This is a genomic window from Sediminibacter sp. Hel_I_10 (assembly GCF_000688335.1).
In the GTDB taxonomy this organism is placed as follows: domain Bacteria; phylum Bacteroidota; class Bacteroidia; order Flavobacteriales; family Flavobacteriaceae; genus Psychroserpens.
The window spans coordinates 3,943,338-3,969,498 of record NZ_JHZX01000001.1 but is presented as its reverse complement, the minus strand read 5'-3'; the positions used below and the strand labels follow the sequence as shown (position 1 = coordinate 3,969,498).

22 protein-coding genes and 1 tRNA gene are annotated in these 26,161 nt (G+C 35.5%); 4 read left to right on the top strand and 19 right to left on the bottom strand.

What is annotated here, in order from left to right; genetic code table 11:
- Positions 1-44: 44 nt before the first annotated feature.
- The 14 genes from hisG to P176_RS0117790 all read right to left on the bottom strand — a co-directional run bounded on the left by hisG (position 45) and on the right by P176_RS0117790 (position 16,726).
- Positions 45-902, bottom strand: a complete 858-nt coding sequence (gene hisG, locus P176_RS0117855) for an ATP phosphoribosyltransferase (RefSeq protein ID WP_026755983.1) — start codon at positions 900-902, stop codon at positions 45-47.
- Between the two features lie 253 nt (positions 903-1,155).
- On the bottom strand, positions 1,156-1,971 hold the full coding sequence (locus tag P176_RS0117850; RefSeq protein WP_026755982.1) for a prohibitin family protein: 816 nt from the start codon (positions 1,969-1,971) through the stop codon (positions 1,156-1,158).
- Between the two features lie 9 nt (positions 1,972-1,980).
- Entirely contained in the window at positions 1,981-4,008 is a 2,028-nt protein-coding gene (locus P176_RS0117845; RefSeq protein WP_026755981.1) for a hypothetical protein, read from the bottom strand.
- A gap of 10 nt (positions 4,009-4,018) precedes the next feature.
- Entirely contained in the window at positions 4,019-5,062 is a 1,044-nt protein-coding gene (locus P176_RS0117840; RefSeq protein ID WP_026755980.1) for a hypothetical protein, read from the bottom strand.
- A 19-nt stretch (positions 5,063-5,081) separates the two neighbouring features.
- The gene (gene fabG / locus P176_RS0117835; RefSeq protein WP_026755979.1) at positions 5,082-5,828 is read right to left on the bottom strand and encodes a 3-oxoacyl-[acyl-carrier-protein] reductase; all 747 of its coding nucleotides are present in this window, start codon (positions 5,826-5,828) and stop codon (positions 5,082-5,084) included.
- A 214-nt stretch (positions 5,829-6,042) separates the two neighbouring features.
- A complete protein-coding gene (locus P176_RS0117830; protein WP_026755978.1) occupies positions 6,043-9,018 on the bottom strand; it encodes a pitrilysin family protein in 2,976 nt (991 codons plus the stop codon).
- Between the two features lie 132 nt (positions 9,019-9,150).
- Entirely contained in the window at positions 9,151-10,026 is an 876-nt protein-coding gene (gene sucD, locus P176_RS0117825; protein ID WP_026755977.1) for a succinate--CoA ligase subunit alpha, read from the bottom strand.
- Between the two features lie 110 nt (positions 10,027-10,136).
- Entirely contained in the window at positions 10,137-10,541 is a 405-nt protein-coding gene (locus P176_RS0117820; protein ID WP_026755976.1) for a nuclear transport factor 2 family protein, read from the bottom strand.
- The gene (gene lpxD, locus P176_RS0117815) at positions 10,542-11,477 is read right to left on the bottom strand and encodes a UDP-3-O-(3-hydroxymyristoyl)glucosamine N-acyltransferase (protein ID WP_026755975.1); all 936 of its coding nucleotides are present in this window, start codon (positions 11,475-11,477) and stop codon (positions 10,542-10,544) included. It abuts the gene before it with no gap.
- A 43-nt stretch (positions 11,478-11,520) separates the two neighbouring features.
- Positions 11,521-12,087, bottom strand: a complete 567-nt coding sequence (gene efp / locus P176_RS0117810; protein ID WP_026755974.1) for an elongation factor P — start codon at positions 12,085-12,087, stop codon at positions 11,521-11,523.
- Between the two features lie 41 nt (positions 12,088-12,128).
- Positions 12,129-12,914, bottom strand: coding sequence for an acyl-ACP--UDP-N-acetylglucosamine O-acyltransferase (gene lpxA / locus P176_RS0117805; protein ID WP_026755973.1), 786 nt, complete (start codon positions 12,912-12,914; stop codon positions 12,129-12,131).
- Positions 12,915-12,999: 85 nt separating this feature from the next.
- Complete coding sequence (locus tag P176_RS0117800; RefSeq protein WP_026755972.1) at positions 13,000-14,406, bottom strand: bifunctional UDP-3-O-[3-hydroxymyristoyl] N-acetylglucosamine deacetylase/3-hydroxyacyl-ACP dehydratase; 1,407 nt, start codon at positions 14,404-14,406, stop codon at positions 13,000-13,002.
- A complete protein-coding gene (gene lpxD, locus P176_RS0117795) occupies positions 14,393-15,421 on the bottom strand; it encodes a UDP-3-O-(3-hydroxymyristoyl)glucosamine N-acyltransferase (RefSeq protein WP_026755971.1) in 1,029 nt (342 codons plus the stop codon). Before lpxD (P176_RS0117795) ends, P176_RS0117800 begins: the two co-directional genes overlap by 14 nt.
- An 81-nt stretch (positions 15,422-15,502) precedes the next feature.
- A complete protein-coding gene (locus P176_RS0117790) occupies positions 15,503-16,726 on the bottom strand; it encodes an HD domain-containing protein (protein WP_026755970.1) in 1,224 nt (407 codons plus the stop codon).
- Positions 16,727-16,758: 32 nt separating this feature from the next.
- Between P176_RS0117790 and P176_RS0117785 the strand changes: the two genes are divergently transcribed.
- Positions 16,759-18,318 (top strand): response regulator, encoded by a 1,560-nt coding sequence (locus tag P176_RS0117785; protein ID WP_026755969.1) that lies wholly within the window; start codon positions 16,759-16,761, stop codon positions 18,316-18,318.
- Positions 18,319-18,401: 83 nt separating this feature from the next.
- Here the strand turns inward: P176_RS0117785 and P176_RS0117780 are convergent, their stop codons facing one another.
- Complete coding sequence (locus tag P176_RS0117780; RefSeq protein ID WP_026755968.1) at positions 18,402-19,076, bottom strand: hypothetical protein; 675 nt, start codon at positions 19,074-19,076, stop codon at positions 18,402-18,404.
- Between the two features lie 246 nt (positions 19,077-19,322).
- Between P176_RS0117780 and P176_RS0117775 the strand changes: the two genes are divergently transcribed.
- A complete protein-coding gene (locus tag P176_RS0117775) occupies positions 19,323-20,384 on the top strand; it encodes a DUF3667 domain-containing protein (protein WP_026755967.1) in 1,062 nt (353 codons plus the stop codon).
- Positions 20,385-20,404: 20 nt separating this feature from the next.
- Here the strand turns inward: P176_RS0117775 and uvrA are convergent, their stop codons facing one another.
- Entirely contained in the window at positions 20,405-23,188 is a 2,784-nt protein-coding gene (uvrA, locus tag P176_RS0117770; protein ID WP_026755966.1) for an excinuclease ABC subunit UvrA, read from the bottom strand.
- A gap of 229 nt (positions 23,189-23,417) precedes the next feature.
- Between uvrA and P176_RS0117765 the strand changes: the two genes are divergently transcribed.
- Complete coding sequence (locus P176_RS0117765) at positions 23,418-24,002, top strand: RNA polymerase sigma factor (RefSeq protein ID WP_026755965.1); 585 nt, start codon at positions 23,418-23,420, stop codon at positions 24,000-24,002.
- A gap of 57 nt (positions 24,003-24,059) precedes the next feature.
- On the top strand, positions 24,060-24,203 hold the full coding sequence (locus tag P176_RS20625; protein ID WP_197022183.1) for a hypothetical protein: 144 nt from the start codon (positions 24,060-24,062) through the stop codon (positions 24,201-24,203).
- 110 nt (positions 24,204-24,313) lie between these two features.
- Here P176_RS20625 and P176_RS0117760 read toward each other — a convergent pair.
- The 3 genes from P176_RS0117760 to rlmF form a co-directional block, all read right to left on the bottom strand.
- Positions 24,314-24,389, bottom strand: a tRNA-His gene (locus tag P176_RS0117760).
- A 120-nt stretch (positions 24,390-24,509) separates the two neighbouring features.
- Positions 24,510-25,226 (bottom strand): bacillithiol biosynthesis deacetylase BshB1, encoded by a 717-nt coding sequence (bshB1, locus tag P176_RS0117755; protein ID WP_026755964.1) that lies wholly within the window; start codon positions 25,224-25,226, stop codon positions 24,510-24,512.
- Positions 25,227-25,261: 35 nt separating this feature from the next.
- Positions 25,262-26,158 (bottom strand): 23S rRNA (adenine(1618)-N(6))-methyltransferase RlmF, encoded by an 897-nt coding sequence (rlmF, locus tag P176_RS0117750; protein ID WP_026755963.1) that lies wholly within the window; start codon positions 26,156-26,158, stop codon positions 25,262-25,264.
- Positions 26,159-26,161: the final 3 nt, after the last annotated feature.

The window sequence follows — 26,161 nt, the reverse complement described above, 5'->3', positions numbered from 1 at the left end:
TTAAGACGTTGGTTTCAGTTTTTAATACCTAAGGCAGTGCTTGTTTAGAGCACCATGTTCTCAATTGGACAAACGAGAATGCCTTCTGCTCCATTTTGTTTGAGCTCATCAATCACTTCCCAAAAGTCATTTTTATTGATGACGGAATGTAATGAACTCCAGCCCTCTCTGGCTAAAGGTAAAATAGTGGGACTATTCATACCCGGAAGAATACTCACAATAGTTTCTATCTTATTGTTAGGTGCGTTGAGAAGCACATATTTGCTTTGTCTCCCTCTTAAAACAGATTTTAATCTAAAATGCAACTTATCTAAAATGCTCTTTGCCTCTGCTGAAATCATTGGAGATACCGCAAGGACTGCTTCAGATTTTAAGATGACCTCTGCTTCTTTAAGTCCGTTTTTAAACAAGGTGCTACCACTAGAAACAATATCTACTATGGCATCGGCCAAACCGATATTGGGAGCAATCTCTACACTTCCGTTAATGATGTGAAGGTGAGCCTTGATATTATTTTTTGCTAAAAATGTATTTACGGTATTTGGGTAAGATGTGGCAATACGTTTTCCTTCTAAATCTTTAGCGCTATTATATTTCGCTGATTTAGGAATGGCTACAGACACCTTACAAGAAGAGAACCCTAGCTTTTCTACGATAGCAATATCTTCTCCCTTTTCAATGAGCACATTTTCGCCAATAATGGCCACATCAACGACACCATCCTTTAAGTATTGTGGGATATCGCCGTTTCTAAGGTAGAAAATTTCCAAAGGAAAATTTTTAGCGGCTGCTTTTAATTGTTCTTTACCATTATCTATAGAAATCCCAACTTCTTTTAAAATGGCCATCGAATCGTCGTGAAGTCTTCCTGATTTTTGTACTGCAATTTTTAGTTTTTTCATCTGTAGTGCTCACGTGAGTGAGGTAATTTTAATTGTTAATTGCTTGAATTATAGAAACGAAAAAACCCGTTTGATTAGCTCAAACGGGTTTCAAATATATTTTAATTTATTCAATACATTTTCAGCTCGCTTGATTGCCAGAATGAAAATGATGATGGTTTTGAATAAATGTCATGCGTCTTATATTATTTAGCAAAGATCATAAATAAAATCAAATATATGCTACTCTTTGCTTATTAAAATTCTGTTAAGCTTATTGATCTCCTAAAATAATAGGTAATCCACTATCTCCAGAACCAATAACAATAACTTTACTGTTAGGCGATTCCGCTAATTTCATAGTGGCATCAATACCTTTGTCCTGCAAAATTTTATCGGTAAGTGATGCACTTAAAATTTTATTGGCATCGGCTTTACCTTGAGCTTCAATTCTTACTTTTTGAGCTTCTTTGTCTGCAGTAACCAATCTAAACTCATATTCTAAAGACTCTTGCTCCTGCTTTAATTTACGTTCGATGGCATCTTTAATGGTATTAGGTAGAGTCACATCTCTCACCAAAACTTGATTTAATTGTACAAATTGTTTGTTTAAAATCAATTTTGTCTCTTCAAAAATTTCGTCTTGAATGGCATCTCTTTTACTGGCATATAATTGCTCAGGTGTATATCTTCCTACAACGCTTCTAGCAGCACTTCTAATGGCTGGTTGAATAACGCGCTGTAAGTAATCTTTACCTATAGATTGGTGTAAATTACCTAAGTCTTTATAAACCGGCTCATACCAAGCAGAGGCATCAATTTGAATTTCCAATCCATTTGAGGATAATACTTTCATTTTCTCAAACAACTCTTGTTGACGAACTTCATAAACAAATACTTTGTTCCATGGTGCAATGATGTGAAATCCTTCGCCTAATGGTGGGTTATCTGTTACAACTCCTTCATCAAATGTTTTGTAGAGAACTCCTGCTTGACCAGAATCAATAGTGACCGCAGATTTTGCTAATAAAATAATCAATACAACAACTGCAATGACCGCTGGTATTGCAATTTTTGGTAATCTTTCCATAGTTTTAATTTAAATTAAACCGTTATATTTTCTAATGAACCACTCTGCAGATAAGCAAAGTGCAATTAATAAAAGAAGATACTTAAAGTCTATCAAAGGTACGACTTTTTTAGTGCTTTTTTGAATGGTTACGAAACGAGAATCATTAAGTAGCGCATTGGCTACATCTTTGGTGTTGTCTATAAAATATGAGGTTCCGCCAGAGGAAGTCGCTACCGTTTGTAATTTGGAAACATCTGCATTTAAAAACTGTTGCTCCACATTATACTCTAAAATTTTAATTTCGCCAGATTTTGAAATAGTCTCATTGCTAGCCGATACTGTAAACGTATAGTCGCCAGGTTCTAAGCCACTTAAATCCACTTGATAATTGTTTGTATTTAAAACAAAAGGTAAGGTGGTTGTTGCTTCGGAAATTTCATGTTTTAAGGTGATATCTAGATTGGCATTAGCGTCGAATTCATAATTTTTATTGAAAAACTGTGCCGTCATCACTACATTATCATTGCCATCATAAAAAGACTCATAATTAAGATTAAGCCTTGTTTTTTGTTGAGAGGAGCTGAGATACTGAACCAACTTACCCATAAAATCATCGAATGCATTAAAATCTCCTTGGTTTAAATAGGTCTGTGCGCGCCATCTCCATAGCCCTTGTCCCAAGAGCAAGGCTTCTCTCCTACTATTAATTTCGAAGGTTGACAATAGTGGTTCGTCTATTTGAGTGCCATTGATGGTTTTATATAAAATGGTTTCGAAGGGAACTGAAAAGGTAGTTTCTCCAAATTCTGAAGTCAGTGGAGGAAAATCGTTAAAACTTAAATTATCTATGGTAAAGGTTCCGTAATTTTGATTTAGGCTAGGCTGAAAATCTTCGGATTGATTCGTGATTTGTTGCTTATAATTTGTTTGAAGTGTGTTTAATATGGACCAATTGGTATCGGTTCCTGTAATAACGAATTTATTGAGATTTAATCGGTTGGCTTCTTCAAAAACTGATTTAAACGTCGTGGATGGTTGATACATCACCACCATTTGAAAATCATTGGATTGTTTTAAAAATTCTTCAACAGTCACAATACTGGCTTGCCGTTGCTCATTACTTTCTATTGCTTTTTTTAAAGCACCTAAATCTGGGTGAATGATCTCTGATACAATGGCAACATTGGTCTTTTGATCAATGACTTCAACTGCAAAATTCTTTACATTATTGATCACGTTTTTTTCATTTTCCAAAGGAAGTAATTCTGCTTTGTAGCCTGAAATACCAACACGATTTGCGGGAAGTGTGAAGCTTATGATTTCCGAGGTGTTTGATTGGCTAAACGTTAGGGGTTTTGAAAATACCGTGGCATTTCCAGAAGTTATTTTTAACTGCGTATTGACATCAGTATTTCCTTCGTAGGTGGCAATTAATTCTACTGGAAATTTATTTTTTAAATACGCATAGCGATTTACGTTAAGCTGCGAAATTCTAAGATCTGTAAAGGTTGTAGTATCTCCTAAAATTATTGGAAATATGGGCTGTTTATACGTTTTGCTTAAATAGGTGAAATCACGCCCGTAAGTTTGATTACCATCTGTGATCAATAAGGTTGGTGCCACTGAATTGCCATAAACCTCTTTAAACCTTTCGAGAGCCAGGGCCATATTAGACTGTTTCTCTTTGAAGGATAGAGCATCGGTACGCGTTACATTAGATCCAAAGGTGAAATATTGAACGTTGAAGTTTTTATTAAGAGCATCATTCGTTTTTAGACTATTGATGAGACTAATCACTTCTTCACTTCTCCCAAGATAATCAACCGACTCTGAATTATCTACAGCAACCACCAAATTAGGTTTCTCGTTGTAATAGGAAATGCTATCAAATTTCGGGTTGATTAATAATAGAAGTATGGAAAAAATGGTAACAAAACGCAAGGCTGTTAGAAGCCAATATATTTTGGTTCTTTTTTTTGACTTATAGACATACTGAAAAAGCGCTATTGCTAGCGCTATGATTACTGCTAAAATTATAATTGGAATACTATTCAAGTTAAATCAATTATTTTTTTAAAGCCTTTTTTATCAGATCATTAATGTCTTTAATATGCCTTTTTTTTAAATTATATGAAGACAGCGCGCCAGCAATATAGTCTCGATAAACTATTTCTCCAGTTTTAGAATTTACAATTTGGACAAACTTCTGACTATTGACTCTAACAAATCTCAAGTAATAGAATTCTTCACCGGATAAAATTCTTTCATCCATTTCTATCTCATCTTGAAATTGATACTCGTAGTCATAACCGCTCAAAACCTCTTCAAAACCTTCCTTATCCTCTTTGGCGGTCATTTTCCTACTATTAAACTTAATTATATGATAATTTGGTATATACAATATTGTTTTGGAAAGTTTTTTTAGTTCTGGCAAAAAATCGTTTTCATACATCCAGTATTCTTCCTCATCAACTAATTGATTATTGACCTTTTGAAAGTAATTTTTCAAAAAACCTGGCTTATAGTTATAAAACACATCTCTGTTATATATGCTATCCATAATAACTTCAGAGTTAGTAGATAGTGCTGTTGGAATAAACGTGTCTTTTGGGAACATTTCTATTCGAGCAATTTTTTGTGTATTTGAGGTTAATGCCATATTGAAATCACCTTCATAACTTCTTTTATTCTTTTTTAACTTCGATACATCATCCTTAAAACCTTCAAAATCTATCATATAAAAATTAATATATAGATAAAGGTAGTCGACGACAAGTCCTGACTTCGTAGTCTTTTGTTTATGCAATCCTTCTAGATTTGCAAAGGAAAAATTACCATCCATATCCATATAATCTAAAAGATCAAAATCTTCTCGGTTAACCAACTTATAAGGGGTAACACTCCAAGAATCCTTTAATAATTTTTGATATGAGGCAGTATCTATAATATTTGATAAAATAAAAATTGTTTCTGTCTTTTTAAATTTATCTAGCTGACCCTTCGGAAATTTTTTCATTTTCCATACATGCCTAGCCCCTACGCTAATTTGAGCAGAAACTTTAAATAAAATCAAAAAACAGACAAAAAATAGAAGTTTTTTACTCATCATAATTATAAAGGTTTTATTATTAAGTCAACATACCACCATCAACATTCAAGGTCTGCCCTGTAACGTAAGCACTCATATCACTTGCTAAAAAGACACAAGCATTGGCAATATCTTCAGGCGTCCCTCCACGTTTTAAAGGAATGGCATTTCTCCATCCTTTAACAGTCTCTTCATCTAATTTTGCGGTCATTTCTGTTTCAATAAACCCTGGTGCAATCACGTTGCTTCTAATATTTCTAGAACCTAACTCTAATGCTACAGATTTTGAAAAACCGATAATACCAGCTTTTGATGCTGCATAATTGGTTTGACCGGCATTTCCCTTAACTCCTACAACAGAGCTCATATTGATGATAGAACCTTTACGTTGCTTCAGCATGGTACGTTGTACCGCCTTCGTCATATTGAACACAGATTTTAGATTGACCTCAATGACCTTATCAAAATCTTCTTCGCCCATACGCATGAGCAAATTATCTTTAGTGATCCCTGCATTATTGACAAGAATATCAATGGTTCCAAATTCGGCTGACACCTCTTCCGCCAATTTTTGAGCATCATCAAAGTTTGCAGCATCACTTTTGTAGCCTTTGGCTTTTATGCCTTCAGCATTGAGTTCTTTTTCTAAGGTTTCTGCAGCCCCTACAGATGAGCTATATGTAAATGCAATGTTAGCGCCATGTTTTGCAAAAACTTCCGCAATTCCTTTACCAATACCACGACTGGCTCCTGTTATAATTGCTGTTTTTCCTTCAAGTAATTTCATATGAGTTAATTTGAATACAGTTTTTAATCTTCTTTAGAGCTTAAGCACCATTTTCTTATGAAAAAACCTCTAAAACTTATAGGTCTTAAAAGTAAGAAAACACGCTTAATGCTTACGACTCAAATATAACAATAACAAATTGTCCGAAAGCTAAAAAACCTCACAAATTCAAGTTGAATCTGTGAGGTTTTTGTTTTAAAAGTAAGCGTATTTGTTATAATTTAATCTCTTCTGGTTGATCAAAATTAAATAAATAATCAACGTCCATCTCTTGAACTTCACCTAGTTTTTTAAGTGCTTCAAAATCGATGTCTTTTTTATTACCTATAACCATAACGTTGTAATGTTCTCCTTGAATGTTCTCGTTAAAGAATGTTCTAAGATCTTCCATTGTCATATTTTTTATGGCATTGTACATGTCTTCGCGATTGTCATTATCAATACCTAGCTTTTTTAAACGTTCATAGCTCCAGAAAACGCTAGACTTGGTAATACGTTCCGCAGCGATCTTTTTCAAAGCAGCCTCCTTAGCAGCATTAAATTGCTCTTCGGCTTCAGGCATATTGGTCATCAATTCCATCATGGCGTCAACCGCTTGTGGTAATTTGTTAGCTTGAGTTCCCATATAGGCCATAACATAGTTAGAATCGTCTTTATCTCTGGCAGTTTGATAGCTAGAGAATGCAGAATAGGCTAAAGACTTCGATTCTCTTATTTCTTGAAATACAATTGACGATAAGCCACTTCCAAAATACGTGTTGAACAATGTTGAGGCTGCCATATTTTCGGCTTTAAAAGGATCTCCTTTGGCCAATAATAACATTTCAGACTGTACCATATCAAAATCTACAAAATAGACGTTGCCACCAGTTTCTTTTTCGGTGTAACTCATTGCTTCTGGATAGTCTTTAAGTTGGTCTGCGACCTTATGATTTTCATTCAATGCTGCGACGGCAGCGTCAGAATCTTTACCATAATAGAATATTCTCTGCTTGTAATTTTTCATATCTTTTATGATGTCTACAAGCTCCATTGGGTCAATGGCTTTTAATTCTTCAACCTTGTAAATGTTACGAAGTCTAGAATTTTCTCCATATTTACCATAGTTCATCAAACCATTATACAAGATGCTTCCTTTTTGGGTCTTTGTATCTTTTCTGTCTTTTGCAATGGACTCTACGTATTTGTTGTAAGCCTCTTGATTTGGCACTGCATTATTCCAAAGGTGCTCAAGAAGTTCTAAGCCTTTTGGCAAGTTTTCTTTTAAACCATTTAAGCCAACGTATGTGGTTTCAGATCCAGCACTTACATAATAATTGATTCCTAATTTATAGAACTCCTTTTTTAGTTCTTCTGGAGAATATTTATCGGTACCTAAATACTCCATATATCCTGCAGCCAAACCTAATTTCTTATCGCTATCACTACCCATATCGAAAATGATATTCATATCAAACAAATCATTTTGTTCGTTTACGATATACGATACATCGATTCCGTTCTTCAGTTCAGTTTCCTTGATGGCTTTCTTATAGTCTACAAATTTAGGCTCTAGCATCTCAGACTCTGTTTCGTTAAAAGTCTTCATAAATTCAGAGCTCTTATCTCTGTTAAGATTAACCGGGGTAATACCAGGATTCTCAACTTTTACAATAGAATCATCGGTACCTTGTCTTTTATAAGTTACTACATAATTGTCTTTATAAAAAGAATTTGCGAAATCAACGATTTCTTGCTTGGAGATAGCTTTAAGGTCCTCTAAAAATTTCACTCTATTGGCCCAATCTTCATGTTGGATAAACGCATCAACATACATATTAGCTAGTGCAGTACTATTTTCATAGCGTTGGGTCTGGCTTAATTTAAGATCATTGACAACAGCAGTTGGCATCCAATCTTCAAACTCACCTTTTTTTAATTTTTCAATTTGTGCCAGTAATAGATCTTTGACTTCATCAAGGCTTTGTCCCTCTTTTGGAGTTCCTGAAAAAGAATGATATCCATATTCTTTTAAGAATGTAGGAGAACAACCAGCACTTTGTACCATTTGCTTTTGATTTAAGTTTAAATCAATAAGTCCGGCATTACCATTGGCTAAGATCATATCGCACATGGTGACCATTTTTTCTTGCTCACTTCCTGTTTTGTCGGTTCTGAAGGCTATAGATACCGACTCTGCAGTTGGTCCGAACACTTCATTCACTACAGGAGCTGTGATAGGATCTTCTTTTGGTAATGAAGGATGTTCAACTTCTTTTTTCTCTAATTTCCCAAAAGTATTGTTGACTTTTTCAATAGTCTTATCAAAATCAATATCCCCAACAAGTACAATTGCCATATTATTTGGCACATAATATTTATCAAAATAATTATGGATATCTACCATGGAAGGATTTTTAAGATGCTCTCCTGTACCTATAGTGGTTTGTTGACCATAAGGGTGATTAGGGAACAAGCCTTCTAACATAGCAGCATAAGTTTTTCTGTAATCGTTATCTTGGCCTCTATTGAATTCCTCAAATACAGCCTCCAATTCTGTATGAAACAAACGCAATACCAAATGGCCAAAACGTTCATTTTCTACAGCAAGCCATTTGTCCAACTCGTTTGATGGTATTTTATTGGTATAGACTGTTTGTTCAAACCAGGTATATGCATTAGTGCCTGTTGCTCCTAGAGAACTAATCATTTTATCATATTCGTTAGCAACCGCGTAATTGGACGCTTCTAAAGACACTTCGTCTATTTTTTTGTAAATCTCTTTTTTCTTTTCTGGATCAGTTTCGGCTCTGTGCTGCTCGTATAACTCAGAAATTGAATCTAAGTAGACTTTCTCTTTTTCCCAGTCTAAGGCACTGATTTTATCCGTTCCTTTAAAAACCATATGCTCTAAATAATGAGCAAGACCAGTGGATTCTTTAGGGTCATAATTAGAACCAGCTCTTACAGCGATGCAAGTTTGAATTTTAGGCTCGTCTACGTTTTTGCTTAAGTATACCTTTAAACCATTGTCTAAAGTGTACAAACGTAATCCCGTGGGATCGTTATTAATGGTTTCATAATTAAAACCGTTGTCATCGGTATTAGTCGCTACGGCGTAGTCTTTTGTCTTAGAATCTTTTTCTGATTCTTTACAGTTAAACGCCAACGCTACTATAAAAAGTAACGTAAAAAATTTGATCTGTTTCATTTAAGATTGGTTTAAATTAGTTGGAGTGGTTTTAATAATTTATGTGTAATTACAAAAAAAATTCCGTTGTCCAATGTAAGGGCAACGGAATTATAACGATATATATTTATAAATATTTTAACAGGTAAACAACTATTTACCCATAACTTCAGCAACTTTTTTGCCGATTTCTGCAGGTGATTCCACAACGTGGATACCACACTCCTTCATAATAGCTTTCTTAGCTTGAGCAGTATCATCACTGCCTCCTACAATTGCTCCAGCATGACCCATAGTACGTCCTGCAGGTGCAGTCTCTCCAGCGATAAAACCAATAACCGGTTTTTTGCTTCCACTATTTTGGTACCATTTAGCAGCATCTGCCTCTAATTGTCCACCAATCTCACCAATCATCACAACGCATTCCGTTTCTGGATCATTGATTAATAATTCAACAGCTTCTTTAGTGGTCGTTCCAATAATAGGATCTCCTCCAATACCGATAGCCGTAGTAATGCCTAATCCTTGTTTTACAACTTGATCAGCTGCTTCATAAGTTAGGGTACCAGATTTAGAAACGATACCTACTTTCCCTTTTTTGAAAACGAAGCCTGGCATAATCCCTACTTTAGCCTCTCCTGGTGTAATTACCCCTGGACAGTTAGGACCAATTAAACGGCAATCCATATGTTTGATATAGTTTGCAGCCTTAATCATATCGGCTACAGGAATTCCTTCAGTAATCGTAATAATAACTTTAATTCCTGCATCAGCAGCTTCCATAATGGCATCTGCAGCAAATGCTGGTGGTACAAAAATAATGGTTGTATCTGCTCCTACTTCTTTAACTGCTTCAGCTACAGTATTGAACACAGGTCTGTCTAAATGTTTTTGACCACCTTTTCCAGGAGTGACACCACCTACAACGTTGGTACCGTATTCTATCATTTGTTCAGCGTGAAACGTACCTTCACTACCTGTAAAACCTTGAACAATTATTTTTGAATCCTTATTTACTAAAACGCTCATATATTTTTAATTGATTTGTGTTGATTACTATGAGATTATAATACCTTAAGCAAAGGCTTAACGTATTATAGACAAAAGTAAAGGTTTAACGACTATTTATAAAGGGTTTTTTAGACTTTTATTTCTGCATAAGAGTTTAAGCTTTCTTGACTATCATCGGCCAATTGGCTTATTTCAAAACCTTTAAACAGCTTACCGTCTTTTGTTTCCCAAATTGTTATAAAATGTGCTAGTGCTTCTTCTTTATCGGGCCGTTCAATAGAGGCTGCATAAATGGTATATCTTAGTGTTACCGTATCATTATCTTCTAAGACGTGACTTATTTTATACCTAAAACTTTCAAAAGACCGCCTTAATTCTTTAAGCATGGCATCCATCCCGTTATAATCTAGAATAGTATACCCTTTACTGCTATGCCATTTGAGTTTGGCATCTTTATGAATACAACTTATGGCATGATCATCTTTTGCTAAGTCAAGATTATAAAATGATTGCGCAATAGTTTTTGCTGACATTTAAATGTTATTTAATTTCTTAATGATTTCGGGAAGTTTATTGATATAGGCTAACTCCTTGAATTTTTTTCTGGCCTCTACAGCTGGTGATCCAAAATAAGCCGTGTTTTCTTCTGTGGAATGGCCTAAACCAGATTGGGCGTAAATGGTAGTGCCTTTTGCTAATGTGATGCCGCTTTTAATCCCGACTTGCCCCCAGATTGTGACTCCGTCTTCAATAACAACACATCCAGCAATACCCGTTTGTGAAGCGATTAAACACTTTTTACCTATTAATGTGTCGTGACCAACCTGAATTTGATTGTCTAATTTAGAACCTTCCCCAATGGTCGTGTCACCCGTTACACCTCTATCAATGGTGCATAGTGCTCCAATATCAACATGATCTTTAATGACAACGCGACCACCCGATTTGAGTTGGTCAAAACCTTCTGGACGGTTTTTATAGTAAAAGGCGCTTGCCCCTATAACTGTACCAGCATGTATTTGAACGTGATTGCCAATGACCGTATCATTGTAAATACTAACGTTGGGATGGATGATACAATTCTCACCAATGGTAACATTATGACCAATAAAACAATTGGGTTGAATGATGGTTTCTTTTCCTATGCTTGCCGAATCTGAAATGGAAACACTAGAAGATTGAAAAGGTTTAAAATGACTCGTAAGCTTATTAAAATCCCTAAAAGGGTCGTCGCTTATGAGCAATGCTTTACCTTCTGGGCAATCAACTTTCTTATTGATAAGCACTATGGTGGCTTCGGAATTTAAAGCTTTATCGTAATATTTGGGATGATCTACAAAGACAATATCACCGGAATTCACGACATGAATCTCATTCATTCCCAAAACAGGAAAATCATCTGCACCTACATATTCCGTGGAAATAAGTTCGGCAATTTCTTTAAGAGTGTACGTTCTTGGGAATTTCATTGTTTAGTATAGGATGGATTCGTTGATTTGTTGAAATTCAACCTTATTCTTTAACACGCTCTTTATACGTCCCTTTTTCTGTTTCGATCTTAATTTTATCGCCTTCATTAATAAATAATGGCACATTCACCTCTGCTCCTGTTTCTACAGTTGCAGGTTTGGTTGCATTTGTGGCCGTATTTCCTTTAACTCCAGGTTCTGTATGTGATACTTCTAGAATAACACTCGCTGGCATATCTACAGATAATGGCATATTATCCTCGGTATTGATCAAAACGGTGACAACTTCACCTTCTTTCAATAAATCTGGACGATCTAAAGCCGCTTCCAACAAACGGATCTGGGTGTAGTCTTCTTGATTCATGAAATGGTAAAATTCACCATCAGCATAAAGAAACTGAAATTTGTGAGTCTCTACTCTAACATCATCAATTTTATGACCAGCAGAAAATGTATTGTCCAATACTTTCCCCGTCGTTACACTTTTCATTTTAGTTCTTACAAAGGCAGGACCTTTGCCTGGCTTCACGTGTAAAAATTCAATAATTTTAAAAATATCGTGATTGTATCTGATGCACAATCCATTTCTTATGTCTGAAGTACTTGCCATAATTTTATGTTCCACCTAAGTGGATGATTTAGTGATTTGTATTAATTTGATTTAAAATACCCTTTCATGATGCCTCGATGTGAATTCTTTATAAACTGAAGAATCTCGTCACGCTCTGGTGTGGCTTCCATTTCAGCCTCAATTAAATCTGATGCTTGGGTAGTATTATAATTTTTTTGATAAAGAATACGATAGATGTCTTGAACTTCTCTAATCTTATCGGTAGAAAAACCACGTCTGCGAAGGCCTACAGAATTAATTCCAACGTAAGACAAAGGCTCACGTGCAGCTTTAACAAACGGTGGGACATCCTTTCTTACTAAGGATCCTCCTGTAACAAAGGCATGGTTTCCTATAGAACAAAATTGGTGAACGGCAGTCATTCCTGCCAATACTACGTAATCTCCTATAGAAATGTGTCCGGCTAAGGTACTATTGTTTGAAAAAATGCAATTATTTCCTACAATACAATCATGGGCAATATGACAATAGGCCATGATCAAGCAATTATCGCCAATCACGGTTTTCATCTTATCGGTGGTACCCCTATTGATGGTAACGCACTCTCTAATGGTCACGTTATCGCCTATTATGGTTAACGTATCCTCATCATTATATTTTAAGTCTTGTGGTATTGCTGAAATCACCGAACCAGGAAAAATATTACAATTTTTTCCTATCCGAGCGCCTTCCATTATGGTCACGTTGCTTCCTATCCATGTCCCCTCACCAATAGTTACATTACTATATATGGTTGTAAAAGGTTCTATGACTACATTCTTGGCAATCTTTGCACCGGGATGCACATAAGCTAAAGGTTGGTTCATGTTATAGCTGTTAATTCGGTTTTTATCTGAAACATTCTCAATTGATAAAATGAGATTGAATATCTAATGATAATTACGATTTTAATTATTTTACTTTTGAAATTTGTGCCATCAGTTCAGCTTCGGCACATAATTTTCCATTGGCATAAGCATAGCCCTGCATATGGCAAATACCACGTCTTATAGGTGTAATCAAATCACACTTAAAAATTAAGGTATCTCCTGGTACAACTTTCTGCTTAAATTTTACTTTATCAATCTTCATGAAGAAGGTCAAGTAATTCTCTGGATCTGGTACTGTACTTAAGACTAAAATACCTCCTGTTTGCGCCATCGCTTCTACGATAAGCACTCCTGGCATTACAGGAGCTCCAGGGAAATGCCCTTTAAAAAACTCTTCATTCATGGTGACGTTTTTCATCCCGATGACATGAGAATCTGAGAGTTCAAAAACCTTGTCCAAAAGAAGAAATGGTTGCCTATGTGGTAGCATATCCATAATCTTCATAACGTCCATTAATGGCTCTTGATTTAAATCAACATTGGGCACATTATTTCGACGCTCATTTTTAATGATCTTTGAAAGCTTTTTTGCAAAAAGGGTATTGATTTGATGTCCCGGTTTATTTGCTATGATCTTGCCTCGTATTCTTGTCCCCACTAAAGCCAAATCTCCAACCACATCCAATAATTTATGTCTGGCAGCTTCATTGGGGTAATGCAAGGTAAGATTGTCTAGTATTCCGTTAGGTTTTACAGAAATAGAGTCCTTATTAAAAGCAACCTTCAATTTTTCCATAGTGGCTTCAGATAATTCCTTATCCACATAAACAATAGCATTGTTTAAATCGCCACCTTTAATAAGACCATGTTCTAAAAGTGTTTCTAGTTCATGTAAAAAACTAAAGGTTCTTGAATCTGATATTTCAGACTTAAATTCGGAAATATCTGTTAAGGTTGCGTTTTGGGTGCCTAAAACCATGGTTCCGAAGTCGACCATAGTGGTTACTTGGTAAGTTTTTGCAGGCATAACAATAATTTCGCTTCCAGAGTCTTCATCTAAATAAGAAATCACATCTGTTACCACATACTCTTCTCTGCAAGCCTCTTGTTCAACAATTTCTGCTTCTTCTAAGGCTTTGATAAAGAATTTTGCAGAGCCATCCATAATAGGTGGTTCTGAAGCGTCAAGTTCTATGATGGCATTATCGATATCCATCCCAACTAGAGCCGCTAATACATGCTCAGAGGTTTGTATGGTCACGCCATTTCTTTCAAGACAGGTACCACGCTGTGTGTTAGTGACGTAGTTGGCATCTGCATTTATTTGCGGACTCCCCTCTAGATCAATTCTTTTAAAACTGAATCCAGAATTAGATTCAGCAGGACAAAACGTTAAGGTTACATTTTTTCCAGTATGTAAACCAACACCTGTAAGAGATACTCTTTTTCCTATGGTTTTTTGTTTGACGTCTGTTTTAATTATGGCCATTGAGTTTTTTTTCTATATCGTTTAAACGTTTGATAGTTTTTGGTAGGTTTTTGAAGTGCACATAAGATTTATTGAAATCTCCATAAGTTAAGGCCGGTGAACCTTGAATAGCTTCATTATCTTTAATATTTCTGCCAATACCAGATTGTGCCTGTATTTTTACATTATTCCCTACGGAAATGTGACCGGCAATACCAACTTGTCCTCCAATTTGACAATTTTCACCAATCTTGGTTGAACCGGCCACTCCCGTTTGAGCAGCAATCACAGTGTTTTTTCCAACTTCTACATTATGGGCAATTTGTATCTGATTGTCCAACTTTACGCCTCTTCTTATAATAGTAGACCCTAAGGTTGCACGGTCTATAGTGGTAGCGGCACCTACGTCTACATAATCTTCTATAATCACGTTTCCGATTTGAGGAACTTTATGATACTCTCCTTTTTCATTTGGTGCAAATCCAAAACCATCGGCACCAATGATAGCACCAGAATTAATAACGCAGTCTTTGCCAATAATACACTCAGAATAAATTTTTACACCAGCAAAAAGAACGGTATTGTGTCCTATGCTAACATTGTCACCGACATAACTATTGGGAAAAATCTTAACATTATCACCAATAACCACATTGTCTCCTAAGTAAGAAAACGCTCCTATATAGACATCTTCTCCAACGGTGGCAGATTCTGAAATATAGGACGGTTGCTCTATCCCGTGCTTATTTAATTTGATTTGATTATAATATTCAAGCAGTTTAGAAAAGGCCTTATAAGCATCATCTACTTTAATCAAAGTGGTTGATAAGGGCTGTTCTGGCTCAAAAGATTTATTGACAATAGTAATAGAGGCCTCTGTTGAGTATATATAAGACTTATACTTAGGATTGGCTAAAAAAGTCAATGACCCCTCTGTGCCTTCCTCTATTTTTGAAAGTTTAGAAACTTCTACCTCTGTGTCACCAATGATATCTCCTTCTAAAATTCCAGCGATTTGTTGTGCTGTAAACTTCATTGCCGCAAAAATAACAAAAATGTATCAGATAAATTCTATTTGTATTTAGGGATGACTTTAAGAGGTGTCAAAGCACTGGGTTTAAACCTTGGGGTAACAGATGTAATATTTGACAATTGGTTTAGACAAGGCCTTGATATTAAACTGATCTGATGCTTTTGAAATATCAACCACCCTACCGCTTTTCTGTAAAATTTGTATGCGCTGTTTTTTAGATTGATAGGCTTGATTTGAAATCGAATCTGTAAAAACAAAATATTTGGCCTCTGCTTCAGAAATAGGATAGCGCTCGAGTAACTTCTTTAATTGTTTTTCTAACAGTTCTTTTTTAATCGGTTTATTTTTCAATTTAATTTTTAGCAAATCCCTGTTAATGATCATGCTGCACAAGTGACTTAACACAAAATCCTCTTGGTATTGCCAAGTTTTCATGGCCGCTAAAATATCAGTATCATCTAATTTTGAGAAGGTTTCTAGAGAATCATCATCTAGCCCTTTAGAGGAAATGTCTGTAGTTAAGAAAAATTGCAAAGGCTTACTTGCCTCTAAAACATAACCTTGTTGGGTGAGCTCTTTTGCTCTTTTTAAAACCCGTGTAAGCAACTGTTCTGCAACAATACCTGTTTTGTGTAGGTATACTTGCCAATACATAAACCGTCTGGCAACCAAAAACTTCTCTACACTGTAAATCCCTTTTTCTTCAACTACAATATGCTCATCTCTAACGTTTAACATGGTAATGAGACGCTCACTATTAATATTACCTTCGGCTACACCAGTATAGAAACTATCCCTTTTGAGATAATCGGCACGATCCATATCAAATTGGCTAGAAATGAGTTCACACAAAAAGGGTCGGTGATAGTCGCCTTTGAAAATAGATATGGCCAGAGTTAAACTTCCGTTAAATTCATGATTGAGTTTCTCCATAAAATAGGTGGAAATCTGCTCATGGGATACATTGTTCACGATGCTATGTTCCATGGCATGTGAAAACGGACCATGACCAATATCGTGAAGTAAAATGGCATTGTAGAGCGCGTTTTCTTCATCTTCGGAAATTTTAACTCCCTTGAAACGAAGTACATCTACAGCTTTTTTCATCAAATGCATACAACCTATCGCATGATGAAATCGTGTATGATGCGCACCCGGATAGACCAAATAAGACAGACCCATTTGAGATATTCTTCGTAACCGTTGAAAATAGCGATGCTCAATCAAATCGAAAATGAGCGAATTAGGAATGGTAATAAAACCGTAAATTGGGTCGTTAAAGATTTTGAGTTTGTTGCTAGCCTTCAAGCACGTAAAAGTTTTAATTTAAACAAATATACATGAACACTATAAATATTCTTTGGGTAGATGATGAAATTGACCTTTTAAAGCCACATATCCTCTTTCTAGAAAAAAAACAGTATAAAGTTACCACCTGTCAAAGTGGTACAGAAGCTTTAGAAATTATTGATGATAGTAATTTTGATATTGTCTTTTTAGATGAAAATATGCCAGGATTGACTGGATTGGAAACCCTTAATGAAATCAAGGAAAAGCGAGCTAATCTTCCGGTAGTTATGATCACTAAAAGTGAAGAAGAGTACATTATGGAAGAGGCCATTGGTAATAAGATTGCCGATTATTTAATTAAGCCCGTAAACCCTAACCAAATTCTTTTAAGCATTAAAAAGAATTTGGATCATTCTCGATTGATCTCTGAGAAAACCACATCAAACTATCAACAGGAGTTTAGAAAAATAGCCATGGATCTTTCTATGGTAAATAGTTTTGAAGAATGGAGTGAGCTCTACCAAAAATTGATTTATTGGGAATTGCAGCTAGAAGATATTGAGGATGTAGGTATGACCGAAATTCTTGAATCTCAAAAAGCAGAGGCAAACTCTCAATTTGGTAAATTTATTGACAAGAATTATCCGTCTTGGTTTGAACCTAAAGAAGATGCTCCAACGCTATCCCATACCTTGTTTAAGGATAAGGTGGTCCCAGAGTTGAGTGACAAGCAGCCTACGCTTCTAGTGGTAATTGATAATTTACGGTATGACCAATGGAAAGCATTTGAGCCTATTGTAAACAATTATTATAAGAAGGTTTCAGAAACCCCTTTCTATAGCATATTGCCTACTGCAACGCAATATGCAAGAAATGCCATTTTTTCGGGCTTAATGCCAAGTGATATGGAAAAATTGCACCCAAAACTATGGAAAAATGATACAGATGATGGTGGTAAAAATTTACATGAGGCTGAGTTCCTAGAGGGGCAGCTTAAGCGTTTGGGACTTCAAAATTTAAAGACAGAATACCATAAAATCACCAATCTCAAAGCAGGAAAAAAACTGGTTGAAAATTTTAAAACTTTAAAGGATAATGACTTGTCTGTTATTGTGTATAATTTTGTAGACATGCTCTCGCATTCAAAAACAGAAATGGATGTGGTGAAGGAATTAGCCTCAAATGATAAAGCCTATCGATCATTGACAGTGAGCTGGTTCAAAAACTCGCCACTTCTCGAGATGATACAACAGGCACAACAATTAGGGTTTAAATTGATTTTAACCACAGACCACGGTACAATTAATGTTAAGAATCCTTCAAAAGTTATTGGAGACAGAGATACAAGCTTAAACTTGCGCTATAAAACAGGAAGAAGTCTTACTTATGAAGAGAAAGACGTTTTGGTGGCCAAAGATCCAAAAACAATACAACTGCCCTCTATTAATATGAGTAGTTCATTTATTTTCGCAAAAAGCGATTATTTTCTAGCATATCCCAACAACTATAATCATTACGTAAGTTATTATCGAAATACTTACCAACATGGTGGCGTTTCTTTAGAAGAAATGATTATTCCTTTTATTGTTCTCAATCCAAAACAGAACTAATTTATTCATTAAAAGCAAAAACCCATAGACTTTGAGGAGATCTATGGGTTTTAAATGCTCAAATTAATGAGCGCTCTTTTTATTTACGTCTTTATTTTTATTTTCTTTTGTTTTTGGACTTTACCATTAGAGCGGTAGTAGAAATAATCGTCATAGTCATGATCATTGGCATCATAATTTCCAATTGTTCCTTGACTATTATAATGATTGCTAACGTAGGGATTGTTATAATTTACTTGCCCCGCAAAGTGTATAATCTCTCCCCATCGGTTATATTGAATTTTTAATCCACCAACCTGTCTTAGCAAACCATTACCTCGTTGATAATTCATGTATACAGAACCTGCACGTTTGATGCGACCTAACCTATCATAATTGATAAAAATATTACCTATGCGTCTCACTTTACCATCATTATCATGGGTAATAAGAACGCCTCTAGAACGAGGTTCAGAATAATGAATTCTGTTTACAGTTCCTGGTGCTCCGTAAGTGGTATTCAACATGTCTCTTCTTGATCTTGAGCTCTTATAATAAGTCTCTGAAGAACTCACTTGCAATTGTGTATTAAAATCTAAACTGCCGTCAGGAAAAACAAGAAACTCAACACCTCGTTCAACAAATGATACGGGCTCGGCAAAGTGACTTTCAATATTATAATTATCATTAAAATCTTGAGGTTGCACAAAAAAGTCCTCGGCTGCTACAGCTGCTAACCCGGTTAACATTACTGTAAATAGAAGTACCTGTTTTTTCATAATTAAAAGGGTTTTAAGAAAAAGACTTCAAGAGAAAAACATCCCCATAAAGACTCAATCGATTTCTGCTGTTAAAACAAGATACGTGCCAATAAATACAACTTATTAATATTTAGACACTTGAATTATTTATAAACGCAGTCGTTTTTTTGTATTTAAGGTGAGTTGTATTTATTTTGATTTAGTGCTCTACGTGATTTAAGTGAATTCTTTTACTATTTTTATACCAACAACCAATCATTATCAATGGCATCAGAAAACTTACAATGTAAAAACTGTGAATCACAGCTTTTACCTGAGTTTACATTTTGTCCCAACTGCGGACAAAAAGTAAATGAAGAACTGACCTTGCAGGTACTTTTCTACAACACCATCTGCAATTATTTTTCTTTTGATGCGCGATTTTTTAAAAGTTTTTGGCCCTTAATAGCTAAGCCTGGATATTTGGCAAAAAAATACTTGGAAGGCAAACGATTGATGTTTTTGCACCCAGCACAGATGTATTTATTTATATCGGTCGTGTTTTTCTCCATTTTATCGTTTTCTATAAGCGACCAAACTGAAACTTTAAACGAAGAGTTAAAAAGGGACTTAACGACTAAACAAAAAGTATCTGTGCTCGATTCTATAAGAGCAGTACAATCTGATTCTACCGAACGAGAAGAAGCTAGAGCGTTCTTAAAAAAGAACCAATGGTTAAGTGGCTTAGATGATAAGGCCGTCGATTCTATACTCTCAAATGAGAGCGTTGAAAAGAATAAGGTATCATTTGGTTTTGATGTTGAAGAGATAGATTCTTTAATTAATATAGATGCTAAAGAAACCGATATTTATAAATCTATGGGTATGGAGAGTGATGCGGGCTGGTTTCAAAGAAAAGCTTACGCACAAGCTTTGAAGTTCTATAAAAAAAGAGACGGTGGTAGTATTTTAAAAACATTTATTGATACCATTCCCATCGCATTATTTATATTGTTACCGCTCTTTGCACTTATTCTAAAACTGTTATACTATAACAGAGGTCGTTATGCCCATCATTTAGTGTTTAGCTTTTACTTTTTCTCCTTTCTATTTATCGTGTTCAGTTTTGTGTTTGGATTGAATTTAATTTGGGATATTCCTGATTGGTTGGATTGGTTGACCATTCTGTCCACCTATTTCTATCTATTTATTGCACTTAAGCGCTTCTACCAAAACGGATGGTTCTGGAGTTTCTTTAAGTGCAACGTTGCTACATTTACCTTTATGGCTCTTGTATTACCCACTGCGGCTGTGATTATTGGTTTTTATGCGTTTCTATTTTACTAGAGCTCCAAAATTTAGCGTCTTTATAGTTTGTCTTTGAGATATGTTGCTGTAATTGAAGATTTGTTTTTAACGATGTCTTCAGGTGTTCCGGCTGCTAATAATTTTCCGCCACGATCTCCTCCTCCTGGCCCTAAATCAATAATATAGTCGGCACATTTTATCAAATCCAAATTATGCTCAATTACAATTATAGAATGGCCTTTTGCTATTAATGCCTGAAACGACTTTAACAATTTTTTGATGTCATGAAAATGCAATCCTGTGGTTGGTTCGTCAAAAATAAAGAGCGCATGATCACTTTTGCTCCCTTTTCCGAGGAAAGACGCCAATTTTATACGTTGAGCCTCACCACCAGATAAGGTTGATGAGCTTTGCCCCAAGGTGACATAGCCTAATCCAACATCTTGAAGTGGTTGTAGTTTTTTCTGAATTTTATCTTGCTTGTGCGTTTCAAAAAAGGCAACAGCGTCATCAATGGTCATGTTCAAAACATCATCAATAGACTTACCTTCAAAAGCGACCTCTAAAACATCCTTTTTAAAACGCTTACCATTACAAGTTTCGCAGAGTAAATGTACATCTGCCATAAACTGCATTTCGATAGTGACTTCACCTTCCCCTTTGCAAGTTTCGCAGCGACCGCCATCAACATTAAAACTAAAATGTTTTGCCTGAAAATTTCTTATTTTACTTAGTTTTTGATTTGCAAACAGTGCTCTAATATCATCATAAGCCTTGATGTAAGTTACAGGGTTTGAGCGTGAAGAACGACCAATTGGGTTTTGGTCTACAAACTCAATTTGTTTAATGTTTTTATAATTTCCTTTCAATTCTGAAAACTGCCCAGGCTTATCTCCAAATCCCGTTAACTCCTTTTGAATGGCAGGAAATAAAATTTTCTTGACTAGGGTGCTTTTACCACTACCGGAAACGCCTGTGATTACGGTTAACATTTCTAACGGAAATGTGACGTCTATATTCTGAAGATTATTTGCTCTAGCACCAATAATATCAATATGATATTTTGATTGTCTTCTTTTCTTCGGAACCTCAATTTCCATAGTACCATTGAGGTATTTGGCGGTTAAGGACTCAGATTTAAGAATGTCGGCATAGGTGCCAACGGCTACAACTTCTCCTCCAAATGTTCCAGCTTCTGGACCAATATCAATAATTTCATCAGACGCTTGCATGATATCTTCATCATGTTCAACCACAATAACGGTGTTGCCTAAATCCCTAAGGGCTTTCAAGACGGTAATTAGCTTTTCAGTATCTCTAGGATGCAGACCAATACTGGGCTCATCTAAAATATACATAGAACCTACAAGACTGCTCCCTAAAGACGTTGCTAAATTGATTCTTTGACTTTCTCCACCAGAAAGCGTATTTGATTTTCTGTTTAAGGTAAGGTAATCTAACCCAACATTGCTTAGAAATGATAGTCTGCTATTAATCTCCTTAAGTAAGCGTTCTGCGATTTGAAGATCATGATCATTTAGTTCGAGCTGCTTGAAGAAAATGACTAATCTATCGAGAGGCATTTCAACTAGGTCGGTAATGGTAACATTGGCTATTTTAACGTAATTGGCTTCAACTCTTAATCGTTTCCCATTACAAACGCTGCACTTTGTTTTCCCCCGATAGCGCGATAACATGACTCTATTTTGAATCTTGTAGGCTTTAGATTCTAACTCTGCAAAGAAGTCGTTTAAGCCTTCAAAATACTTGTTGCCCTCCCAAATGAGTTGTTTTTGCGCATCAGAAAGTTCAAAAAATGGTTTATGTATAGGAAAGTCAAACTTGTGAGAATTATTTACCAATTGATCCCTATACCAACTCATACTTTCGCCTCTCCAAGGAAAAATAGCATTTTCATAAACCGATAAAGCAGTATTTGGAATCACTAAATCATCATCAATACCTATAACATCACCGTAACCCTCACATTTTGGGCAAGCGCCATATGGATTATTAAAACTGAATAAATGTGGATTTGGTTCTAAAAAAACCATGCCGTCAAGCTCAAATCTATTATTGAATTCTGTTCGCTTTTTATCTGATAAAGACTCGATAATACAGGTGCCCTTACCCTCAAAAAAAGCCGTTTCTATGGCATCTGCCAGGCGATTGTAAAAATCATCTTCATGTTTTACAATGATTCGGTCTACCACTAAAAACACATCAGCCTTTATCTTCTTTTCAATAGCGTCATCAATTCTAAGAACATCTTCTTTATATTGAATCCTAGCGTATCCTTGTTGTTTTAAAACGTTGAGTTTATCTTCCATACTCCGACCGGGTTCTAGAGTAATTGGGGCAAGCAAAAGAAGCTTTTCACGCTCTTCGAAAGATTTTACGAGATTTAAAACATCCTTTGTGCGATGCTTTTTGACCAAGTCTCCAGAAATAGGGGAATACGTCTTCCCTATTCTGGCAAACAATAATTTTAGATAATCGTAAATTTCTGTAGTTGTGCCAACTGTGGAGCGCGGATTGGTAGAATTCACTTTTTGCTCTATAGCAATAGCCGGAGCAATGCCTTTGATGTAATCTACCTTGGGTTTATTTAAACGACCCAAAAACTGTCTCGCATAACTAGAAAGGCTTTCTACGTAACGACGTTGGCCCTCTGCATAAAGCGTGTCAAAGGCCAAACTGGATTTTCCAGAACCAGATAATCCTGTAATAACCACCAGTTTATTTCTAGGAATAACGACGTCAATATTTTTTAAATTATGGAGCTGAGCTCCCTTGATGATGATATTGTGTTTTGGATTTACATCCAATATATGATTTGCCATAGCAGATTTTATAAAAGAAAACGCAAAGATAAGCTATCTACACAAGCCCTTAAAATGGATTATTGTATGTTAAATTGTTAAAGTTTGTTATCTTTTTTTGTTTTTTCGGAATGAATGTTGTTATATTTGGAATCATAAATAACTAAAAATAAGTCGCCTATAACATAATATTACTTTAAAAAATTTTAACCCCAAGCTGAGTTTATTCTTTGCCCTTAAAGTATGTATTATGAATCAAGAGCTTATCCCAGACGCTGTATTAGTTAAGAACTACATGAATGGTGACGAAAGTGCACTATCCGTATTAATCAAAAGACACAAACAAAAAATATATGGTTTCATCTATTCGAAGGTGTTCGATAGAGATGTTACCGAAGATATTTTTCAAGATGCCTTTATCAAGGTAATTAGAAACCTAAAACTTGGTAAGTATAATGAAGAAGGTAAATTTTTACCTTGGGTTATGCGTATTTCCCATAATTTGGTAATTGATCATTTTAGACGCAATAACCGTATGCCAAAATTTGATAACTCTGGTGAGTTTAGCATCTTTTCGGTTCTTGGGGATCCCGCTTTAAATGCAGAGAGACGCTTGATAAAGGATCAAGTAGAATGTGACGTACGCAGATTGATTGAGGAATTACCAGAAGATCAAAAAGAAGTATTGGTGATGCGTATGTATAAGGATATGAGCTTTAAGGAAATATCAGAGCGTACTGGCGTAAGTATAAATACCGCCTTAGGAAGAATGCGCTATGCGCTTATCAATCTAAGAAAGGTCATTGACAAAAATAATATCGTTTTAACAAATTGATACAATAAGTGAAGTTTTGTTACGTTTATTAAATTATAATCAACTAATAAACCTAAAATGGCAAAACTTTACTCAGAATGTCCTAAAAAGAAGGACGATTTAAACCCGAAGGAAGAAACCATCGATTTTCTTTTGAACTACTCGAAGGCTTTAAGTGTTATAAAGTGTAATAATTTGAAGTTTGAAGCACTTCAAAACTAAATTGGAAAGCCCTGAAACAAAAAGTTTCGGGGCTTTTTTATTCAATGGTTTACAACTTGCTTGATTAACACCACAAAAAAAGCTTCCTAAATATAGGAAGCTTTATTTTTGGGTGGAAGACCGGGTTCGAACCGGCGACTTTCGGTACCACAAACCGACGCTCTAACCAGCTGAGCTACAACCACCATTTTTCAATTTAAGCGTTTTGTTGTTTATTATATCCAAGGACATAACATCAACCACTGTAAATTGGATTGCAAATGTAAATGATTTACTAGATTCTGCAAAGACTTTTTTTTAGAATTATTATTTCAAATGAAATAAACTATCTACGCCAATGTAACGGTCTACGGTATAGCCTTCTGCATATTCTACACCAATGAGTCTTCCGAGATCTCTTGCGCGATACAAAATGCTATCGGTGAAATTTTTACTTGATATTGGTGTTTGTGGCTCGTTACTATTTGGATCATAAAACTGTGTTTTATAAGCTAAAACAGATTCCATTTTGATGGTTTCAAAGCCTGTGATGTCTACAATAATATCTGGTTCAATGGGTTGCCATTGGATGTAGTTATAAACCTGAGTGGGACGCCATTGTTTTTGTTTTTCACCCTCAAGAGATGTTTCAATTTTCTTTAAGCCACTTAAAAAACAAGCGTCTCTTACCAATTGGCTTCCTTTGCCGTGATCGATATGGCGGTCCTTAATAGCATTGCATAAAATGATTTCAGGTTGGTATTTTCTAATCATCTTAATGATCTCCAATTGATGTGTTTGATCATTTATAAAGAACCCATCATCAAAGGCGAGATTCTCCCTAACATGTACTTTTAAAATTTTCGCGGCCTCTGCAGCTTCAGATTTTCTAGTTTCGGCTGTGCCTCTAGTACCTAGTTCGCCCCGAGTTAAATCAACAATTCCCACTTTCTTCCCATTGGCAATCTCTTTAGCAATGGTGCCTGCACAACTTAATTCTATATCATCTGGGTGAGAACCAAACGCAAGTATGTCTAATTTCATATGTAACGTATTTCTTCTAACTAACTTTTTAACTACTATTTACTATTCTTCCAAGCTTCTTGTTCCTTAGGGTTTAAAAAAGACCAGGCCACTACTCTACTTATTTTATTTCCCAATTCCATTTGAATGACCTTAAATTCGGTTGCACCGAGTTTTTCTAGAGAACTTTTCATCGTTTTGATCAACTCTTTTTTAGATACTAAGCTTGTAAACCAAAAGCAACTCTTTTTTTGCAGAGAACTTTGGTAAAGGTAGTTGTGTAAAAAGGCTTTCTCTCCTCCAGGATAGATAAGTTCTTTGGAAGTGCCACTAAAATTTCTTTTCCCTTGCGAAGCGTCCAAACCAAGCCCTTTCAATTTTTTTTCATTTGAAGCTTCAGCTTCCATTTCATTTTTATAAAACGGCGGATTACACATTGCTGCCGAAATTTTATCTGAAGATTTTAAGATCCCCTCCAAAACCCGCTGAGGATTCTCTTGAAAACGAAGTTCTATTTGACGCTTTAGATCATTCTTCCGAAGAATGTCCTCTGCATTTTTTAAAGCATTTTGATCTAGCTCAGATGCTATAAAATGCCATCCGTATTCCGAAGACCCTAACAATGGATAAATACAGGTTGCACCCGTTCCTATGTCTAAAATCTTAATGTCTTTGTTCAATCCAGATGATTTCAACAAATCATTTAAAACATGAATGTACTCCACCCGACCTGGTATTGGTGGGCATAAATGTTCATTCGGAAATTCCCAATATTGAATACCGTAATGCTTTTTAAGTAAAGCTTTATTTAAAATCTTTACTGCTTTAGAATTTGAAAAATCAATAGTGATCTTATCAAACTTGTTGGTATGAACAAATTGAGCAAGCTCGCTTTCTATAGTCACTAACTCTTGAAAATCGTAATTCTCTGAGTGTTTGTTGTTTTTATGCACTTA